The sequence below is a fragment of the Rhodococcus sp. (in: high G+C Gram-positive bacteria) genome (assembly GCF_049591685.1).
In the GTDB taxonomy this organism is placed as follows: Bacteria; Actinomycetota; Actinomycetes; order Mycobacteriales; family Mycobacteriaceae; genus Rhodococcoides.
Map to the genome: position 1 here is coordinate 1 of NZ_JBAWFH010000298.1, position 7,704 is coordinate 7,704.

The window sequence follows — 7,704 nt, forward strand, 5'->3', positions numbered from 1 at the left end:
GGTCGCCGAACGCGGCGCGATGTTCGATCCGTCTGCAGTCTTCTACATGGAGAAGATCGCCGTCGGACCCGACTACGCGGACGTCATCGACATCACGGCGCCGGTAGCCGAAAACATCGCACGCATCGCCAAGATCAAGAAGGGCTCCGCCTCCGACGTCACGGTGTGCATCCTGGACCGCCCGCGTCACGCCGATCTCATCCAGCAGGTTCGCGACGCTGGGTCACGCATCCGCCTCATCTCCGACGGCGACGTCGCCGGTGCTATTGCCGCGGCACGTCCCGATTCCGGCACCGACCTGCTCATCGGCATCGGCGGTACCCCCGAAGGCATCATCGCCGCCGCCGCGATGCGTTGTATGGACGGCGCCATCCAGGGTCGCCTCGCACCGACCGACGACGAAGAGCGCCAGAAGGCGATCGACGCCGGCCACGATCTCGATCGAGTCCTCGACACCAAGGACCTCGTCTCCGGGGAGAACGTCTTCTTCACCGCAACCGGCGTCACCGACGGCGACCTGCTGCGCGGCGTCCGCTATGCAGGCGGCGGCGCACACACGCAGTCGATCGTCATGCGATCCAAGTCCGGCACCGTCCGCATGATCGACGCATACCACCGCCTCGAGAAGCTGCGCGAGTACTCGTCCGTCGATTTCGACGCCGACGTCAGCGGCCAGGCACCTTCCTTCTGATCCCCGACCCCACGACTGGCAAAGTAAGGCTCATGACGCAGACAGACGAACAGCAGTACCGCATCGAGCACGACACCATGGGAGAGGTGCGTGTTCCGATCGACGCACTGTGGCGTGCCCAGACGCAGCGAGCGGTAGAGAACTTCCCGATCTCCGGTCGCCCGCTCGAGCGCACCCAGATTCGCGCAATGGGCCTGCTCAAGGCAGCCTGCGCTCAGGTCAACAAGGACCTCGGCCTCCTCGACGGCACCCTCGCCGACGCAATCATCGCCGCGGCCACCGAGATCGCCGAAGGCAAGCACGACGACCAGTTCCCGATCGACGTGTTCCAGACCGGCTCGGGCACCAGCTCCAACATGAACGCCAACGAGGTCATCGCGTCGATCGCCAAGGCCAACGGCGTCGAGGTGCACCCCAACGACCACGTCAACATGTCGCAGAGCTCCAACGACACCTTCCCGACGGCAACGCACGTCGCCGCCACCGAAGCTGCCGTCACCTCGCTCGTCCCCGCCCTGCGGCACCTGCACCTCGCGCTCGACGCGAAGGCCACGGAGTGGAAGAACGTCGTCAAGTCCGGCCGCACCCACCTCATGGACGCCGTGCCGGTCACCCTCGGCCAGGAATTCGGCGGCTACGCGCGTCAGATCGAGGCGGGCATAGAGCGCATCGAGGCAACCCTCCCCCGCCTGGGTGAACTGCCCATCGGCGGCACCGCCGTCGGCACCGGCCTCAACGCCCCCGACGGCTTCGGCCCCAAAGTGGTTGCAGAACTGGTCAAGTCGACGGGTATCGACGCACTCACCGCAGCGAAGGATTCCTTCGAAGCGCAGGCGGCACGCGACGGGCTCGTCGAGGCGTCCGGGGCACTGCGCACCATCGCCGTCTCGCTCACCAAGATCGCCAACGATGTCCGCTGGATGGGGTCCGGTCCACTCACCGGCCTCGGTGAAATTCAGCTCCCCGACCTGCAGCCCGGCAGCTCGATCATGCCCGGCAAGGTCAATCCCGTTCTGCCCGAGGCAGTTACACAGGTCGCGGCACAGGTCATCGGCAACGACGCCGCAACGGCATTCGGCGGAGCATCGGGCGCATTCGAGCTCAACGTCTACATCCCGATGATGGCCCGCAACGTGCTCGAATCGTTCAAGCTGCTCGCCAACGTGTCGGTTCTGTTCGCCGACAAGTGCATCACCGGACTCGAAGCGAACGTCGAACACCTCAAGACCCTCGCCGAATCGTCGCCGTCCATCGTGACGCCGCTGAACTCTGCGATCGGTTACGAGGAGGCAGCAGCCGTCGCCAAGCAGGCGCTGAAGGAAAAGAAGACGATTCGTCAGACCGTCATCGACCGCGGACTCCTCGGCGACAAGCTGAGCGAAGAAGAGCTCGACAAGCGGCTCGACGTGCTGGCCATGGCGAAGGTCAAGGACTAGCGGTCAGAGCGTAACCACATGGCATCGATGGCCCATTGCATCCGCTGGACGGTTGCAATGGGCCATCGATGTTGTACGGCTGGAGGTGCGCGTCAGGCCAGGTGACGAAGTTCCTCGCGGGCAGCGTTGCCTTCGTCGCCGAAATCGTTGCGGCCGAAGAAGTTCCACCGAGCGAGCACGGGCTTCAACACCTTGTCGCGCTGCTGGGTTTCGTCGTAGATGCCGGCGTCGGCGAGCGCTTCGGTGCTGTTGGCCTTGCTCGGCAGGTCGACGACCGGGATTGCGAAGTTCTGGACGCGGTCGGCGATGGCACGGGCCATCTGATCCGGTACCACGGCGAATGCCTCGTCGACAACGGACGCGAAGAACTCGGCCTGACGGGTGTCGTCGGCGGCGATCTTGTTCATGATGGCGGCGAGTACCTCGTCGCCGCCCAGTGCGACGGTGTTGGTGGCGCGCAATGCCGCCGCCGTCTCGATCAACGTGAATTCCGCGAGGATGTCGAGGACGTGCAGGCTGGGGGCGTCGTAACCCTTCGTCATTTCTTCCATGCGCACGCGCTCGAGGGCGACGGGGTCGACGGCGCGGGTCAACACCATGTAGTCGCGCAGCACGATGGCCTGACGATTCTCTTCCGACGTCCAACGACCGGTCCACTTCCACCAGGCGCCGAGGCCTGTGAGTGCACGAGCGAGCTCGCGGTGGTACGAGGGCAGGTTGTCCGCGACGAGCACACCGACGGTGGCCGACAGGATTTCCACGTCGGACAGGTGCGATTGCTCGGGAGACCAGTCTTCGCCGCCGAGGAACGCGAAGTTTCGGCCGTCGCTCCACGGCGCGAAATCGTGCGGATGCCAGTCCTCGGCTTGCTCGATGTGGCGACGCAGTTTCTCGTCCACGGCGGGCTCCAGCCGGAGCAACAGGTCACCGTCCGTCATAGAAATAGGCATACCCGCAGCGTAGTGCCTCCACATCAGCGTCGAACCGTGCGCCCCTGACGTCTGTGATTTCTCACTGATACCCGTCGCCGCGGGTCTACGCTGCCCAAGTGACCGACACAACGCAGGCAACAGCACTCGTCGAGGACATGCTCGGGGCGCTTCGCGACAGGGACGTCGAGCGAGCACTGTCCTGCATGGACGAGAATATCGTGTGGCACAACGTGGGGCTGCCGAAAGTACGCGGCATCGCCGACGTCGGCAGATACATGAGGATGCTCGCGAAACCGAACTACGGGTTCGACGTCACCGTGCACAACATCGCGGCCGACGGCGACATCGTGCTCACCGAACGCACCGACGTGTTGGTGTGGCGACGGCTGCGCATCGAATTCTGGGTGTGCGGAACGTTCGAGCTGCGCGACGGAAAGATCGCTGTGTGGCGCGACTACTTCGACAACGTCGACTTCTTCAGGGGACTGGTTCGGGGCCTTTTCAGAAGCGGGGTTCGCGCCGTGTGAGTGGCGATGACTCACCCACACGGCGCGGATCGCTTACGCTCCCGCCGGCCCGAACTCCTCGAGCATTTCCGTCACCAGCGCCGCGATCGGTGAACGCTCGCTGCGGGTGAGGGTGATGTGCGCGAAAAGCGGGTGACCCTTGAGCTTTTCGATGACGGCGGCCACACCGTCGTGGCGTCCGACGCGGAGATTGTCGCGCTGAGCCACATCGTGCGTCAACACCACTCGCGATCCACTCCCGAGCCGCGACAGAACCGTCAGCAGCACGTTACGTTCGAGCGACTGCGCCTCGTCGACGATGACGAACGAATCGTGCAGGGACCGGCCGCGAATGTGCGTCAGCGGCAACACTTCCAGCATTCCGCGCGCGATGACCTCCTCCATCACCTCGGGGCTTGCCAGGCCGTCGAGCGTGTCGAACACCGCCTGGGCCCACGGGCCCATCTTCTCGCTCTCGCTTCCCGGCAAGTAACCGAGCTCCTGACCACCGACGGCGTACAGCGGGCGGAACACGACCACTTTCCGGTGCGTACGACGCTCCAGCACGGCGTCGAGACCCGCGGTGAGCGCGAGCGCCGACTTGCCCGTACCCGCCTTGCCACCGAGCGAGACGATGCCGATGCTCTCGTCGAGAAGTAGGTCCAGCGCGACCCGCTGCTCGGCCGAACGCCCGTGCAGCCCGAAGGCTTCGCGTTCGCCGCGCACCAGCTGCACCTGCTTGTCGGCCGTGACCCGACCCAGAGCGCTCGACCGTCCGCCGAGGAGACGAACGCCCGTGTGGCACGGCATGTCCCGGGCACCGTCGAGATCGATCACGCCCTCGGAGAAGAGCCGATCGATGTCGCCGGCCTGCACCTCGAGTTCGGCCATTCCGGTCCAGCCGGACGGCACGACGTCATGGGCGTGGTACTCGTCGGCGGGGAGTCCGACTGCTCCCGCCTTCACTCGCAGGGGGATGTCCTTGCTGACGAGCACGACATCCTTGCCCTCGGCGGCCAGGTTGAGCGCGCACGCCAGGATCCGCGAATCGTTGGAGTCGGTGCGAAAGCCCACCGGGAGTACCGTGGGATCGGTGTGATTGAGCTCGACTTGCAGTGTGCCGCCGTCGGTTCCGATGGGAACCGGTTGGTCGAGGCGCCCGTACTCGACACGGAGATCGTCGAGCATACGTAGTGATTCCCGCGCGAACCACCCCAACTCGTGGTGATGGCGTTTACCCTCCAGCTCGCTGATGACGATCAACGGCAGAACCACATTGTGCTCGGCGAAACGGATGACTGCCCAGGGGTCCGACAACAGAACCGAGGTATCGAGCACGAAGGTCCGGAGAGGGGCGGAAACGGAGCGTGAAGTGGTCACGTGTGGCTCCTATGTCTCGCGCGGCACCGCGCAGACAGTGATCGCTCGGCCGGTCGATCCGACGTGTCAGATGACACGAGGACCGGGTGCCGGCCCTCTCGCACTCACTTGCTCAGTCACGTATCGGAACCTCCCGCACAGGCAGCTTCCCCGCTGTCTGTTACTGGCGACGCTACCGCCAAATCCGGGTCTTGGCTCGCCGCCGAGGGGGCGTGTCGATGAACAGCACGTTAACCGGCCGTCTGCGAAGAAATCGATGGACCGTAGCAACCGTCTATCGGCTGCCACGGCCCATCGATGCCAAAAAAAGTGGGCGTCAGCCCAGCAGACCCCAGTCCTCGAGGCCTTCGTAGAGCGGCTTGCTCTGAGCGAGCTTCACCACGCGCGCCTTGAGTGAATCGCGGGCTTCGCCTGCTGCCAGGGTCTCTCCGATGATGTCGGCGACCTCGGCGAACTCGGCTTCACCGAAGCCGCGGGTGGCGAGGGCAGCGGTGCCGATACGAAGGCCCGAGGTGACCATCGGCGGGCGCGGATCGAACGGAACGGCGTTGCGGTTGACGGTGATGCCGACCTCGTGCAGGAGATCTTCCGCCTGCTGGCCGTCGAGCTCACTGTTGCGCAGATCGACGAGCGCGAGGTGCACGTCGGTGCCGCCGGTGAGCACCGAGATGCCCTTGCCCGAGACATCGGCGCCGGTGAGACGCTCGGCCAGGAGAGACGCGCCGAGCAGCGTGCGCTCCTGGCGTTCCTTGAACTCGGGCGTCGCAGCGATCTTCAGTGCAACGGCCTTGGCTGCCACGGCATGCATGAGCGGTCCGCCCTGCTGGCCGGGGAACACCGCGGAGTTGAGCTTCTTGGCCCATTCCTTCTTGGCCAGGATCATGCCGGAGCGGGGGCCGCCGAGCGTCTTGTGCACGGTGGTGGACACGACGTCCGCGTACGGCACCGGCGACGGGTGCACACCGGCGGCGACGAGACCTGCGAAGTGGGCCATGTCGACCCACAGGAGCGCGCCCACCTCGTCGGCGATGGAGCGGAATGCCTCGAAATCCTGGTGACGGGGGTACGCCGACCATCCGGCAATGAGGACCTGCGGCTTGGCCGCGGCGGCTTGCTTGCGCACTTCGTCCATGTCGATGCGGTGATCTTCCTTGCTGACACCGTACGACTCGACCTCGTAGAGCTTGCCGGAGAAGTTGAGCTTCATGCCGTGCGTGAGGTGGCCGCCGTGAGCGAGGTCGAGGCCCATGATCTTGTCGCCCGGGTTGATCAGTGCCATCAACACCGCGGCGTTGGCCTGCGCGCCTGCGTGCGGCTGAACGTTGGCGAACTCGGCGCCGAACAGTTCTTTCGCACGGTTGCGGGCGAGGTCCTCGACGACGTCGACGTGCTCGCAGCCGCCGTAGTAGCGACGGCCCGGGTAGCCCTCGGCGTACTTGTTGGTGAGCACACTGCCCTGGGCCTGCAAAACCGCGCGCGGGACGAAGTTCTCCGACGCGATCATCTCGAGCGTGTCGCGCTGACGACCGAGTTCACCCGCCATTGCTTCGGCGACCTCGGGGTCGAGCTCGGCAAGCGACAGGTTGTTGACGTCAGTCATAAAGGGGGTCTCCAAGCGAACGCAGCACGGTGGGCGGCCATCAGTTTACGAGACGCGCCTGCGGCCCCCGTGTTCGGATAGCGTCGGGTGAGCAACACTTAAGGCGCACGGGCGCCGAAGGCGCACTAACGCAACGCGCTGGGGATCAACGGTTCGTCGAGCAGCCGGCCGAACAGCGCGGAACGCTCCGACGTGGTGGCGCCCTTGTCGAGCCAAGCACCGAGCAGTTTGTAGCCCTCGACGTAGGTGCTGATGTACGCCCGCCACAGCGGCGAGGACAAGAACTTCAAGCTCTGCCGGGCTCGTTCGGGCGAGGTCAACGACCACTTCTCGAGGTAGGCCGCCACGTCGTCCTGGCTCTTGCGCTGATCGTGCAGCAGCAGGGCGGCGTCCTGACGCACACCGAGCAACTGTGCGGACGCCGCCGAAAGTCGTTCGGCTTTCTCACCGTCGAACCGCAGCCCCAGGTCTGCGTAAATTTCCTGCGCCCACAGACCCCATCCGGGCCCGACGATCGACTTCAGCGCCAGGTCGGCCAGCCCCTCGGCCATCAGGCACTGCGGGGTGTTGACGAGGAACAGAGTCTGTTCGAGCTGCCCGGCGGACACGAGACCGGCCTCTTTGCGGCAGTGTTCGGTGTGGTGCCCCGGGTACGCCTCGTGCGCGATCAGGTGCGGCAGATTGGCCATCTGCTGTTGCAGGTCGGAGTTGATCGCGACCGTGGAGGTGTAGTTGCCGAGGTAGTAATTGAAGCCCGACCACGGCTTGTCGCCGACGACCTCGTAGTTCACCTGTTCCGCCTCGGGCAGCGTGTACTCCGCGCGCACCCGGTCGCGCAGAGCACTCGAGAACGCGTCGACGCATTCCTGCAGGCGGTCAGCGGGAACGACGTCGCTTCTCCGGTGGGCGGAGAGCCGCTCGGCGAGCGACCCCGGTCCGGCGAGTACCGCGTCCATCTTCCGGTGCGCCTCGCGGTACTCGTCCTGATCGCCGAGCTCGATGTGGACGTCGAAGTAGGCGTGCACTTCGTCGACGAACCCGATGTCCTCGCCCGCGAACTTCCTTCCGGAGCATTCGAGGGCGCGCAGGTGGACGTCGATGAACTCCGCCCGGTCCGCAGGGAGGTCGGTGTCGGCGATGTCGGCGCGCAGTTCGGCGG

The 7,704-nt window shown here is 65.4% G+C and carries 7 protein-coding genes; 3 read left to right on the forward strand and 4 right to left on the reverse strand.

The genetic code is table 11. The features are described 5' to 3' along the window. Together WBQ44_RS12420 and WBQ44_RS12425 are read left to right on the forward strand one after the other, a co-directional pair. The coding region (locus WBQ44_RS12420) for a class II fructose-bisphosphatase family protein (RefSeq protein WP_495566992.1) at window positions 1-691 on the forward strand (691 nt) is incomplete at its 5' end. Window positions 692-723: 32 nt separating this feature from the next. After that, on the forward strand, window positions 724-2,127 hold the full coding sequence (locus WBQ44_RS12425; protein ID WP_495566993.1) for a class II fumarate hydratase: 1,404 nt from the start codon (window positions 724-726) through the stop codon (window positions 2,125-2,127). A gap of 92 nt (window positions 2,128-2,219) precedes the next feature. On the opposite strand, the gene WBQ44_RS12430 is transcribed toward WBQ44_RS12425, so the two are convergent. Beyond that, on the reverse strand, window positions 2,220-3,077 hold the full coding sequence (locus WBQ44_RS12430; protein ID WP_495566994.1) for an acyl-ACP desaturase: 858 nt from the start codon (window positions 3,075-3,077) through the stop codon (window positions 2,220-2,222). Between the two features lie 98 nt (window positions 3,078-3,175). Between WBQ44_RS12430 and WBQ44_RS12435 the strand changes: the two genes are divergently transcribed. Further along, window positions 3,176-3,586, forward strand: coding sequence for a limonene-1,2-epoxide hydrolase family protein (locus WBQ44_RS12435; protein WP_495566995.1), 411 nt, complete (start codon window positions 3,176-3,178; stop codon window positions 3,584-3,586). Between the two features lie 33 nt (window positions 3,587-3,619). Here the strand turns inward: WBQ44_RS12435 and phoH2 are convergent, their stop codons facing one another. The 3 genes from phoH2 to WBQ44_RS12450 form a co-directional block, all read right to left on the reverse strand. Then, window positions 3,620-4,945, reverse strand: a complete 1,326-nt coding sequence (phoH2, locus tag WBQ44_RS12440) for an RNA 5'-3' helicase PhoH2 (protein ID WP_495566996.1) — start codon at window positions 4,943-4,945, stop codon at window positions 3,620-3,622. 316 nt (window positions 4,946-5,261) lie between these two features. Beyond that, entirely contained in the window at window positions 5,262-6,545 is a 1,284-nt protein-coding gene (glyA, locus tag WBQ44_RS12445) for a serine hydroxymethyltransferase (RefSeq protein WP_495566997.1), read from the reverse strand. 125 nt (window positions 6,546-6,670) lie between these two features. Then, a partial coding sequence (locus WBQ44_RS12450; RefSeq protein WP_495566998.1) for a DUF885 domain-containing protein occupies window positions 6,671-7,704 on the reverse strand: 1,034 nt, incomplete at its 5' end.